The sequence below is a fragment of the Halomonas sp. ND22Bw genome, assembly GCF_003011945.1.
Classification (GTDB): Bacteria; Pseudomonadota; Gammaproteobacteria; order Pseudomonadales; family Halomonadaceae; genus Halomonas; species Halomonas halophila.
In genome coordinates this window covers 1-250 of the sequence record NZ_PXWD01001429.1, presented here as the reverse complement: position 1 = coordinate 250, position 250 = coordinate 1, and the positions used below count along the sequence as shown (strand labels likewise).

Sequence of the window (250 nt, the reverse complement as noted above, 5' to 3'; positions counted from 1 at the left end):
CTGTTCGGCTTGGCCAAGCAGCCAGTCGCGAAACGCGCGTGCCGGTGCGCCCTGACCGGGGAACGATCTGTAGCCGTAGGTCCGTCGCAACACCTCCATGTGCTGCTGGCGGGTCTGTCGGCGGACGGCATAGCGGGCGAGCGTGTCGCCGGTGATGCCGAGCTGGGCGCCGAGGAAGGCCGACACCGCCAGCGGGATGACCTCACCCGGTACCAACATCCGGCCGGGATAACGCAGCGCACACAGTTGC

At 68.4% G+C, this 250-nt stretch carries 1 protein-coding gene; it reads right to left on the bottom strand.

What is annotated here, in order from left to right; genetic code table 11:
* Nucleotides 1-250: DUF4158 domain-containing protein (locus CVH10_RS22920; RefSeq protein WP_146143327.1), on the bottom strand; the 250-nt coding region annotated here is incomplete at both ends.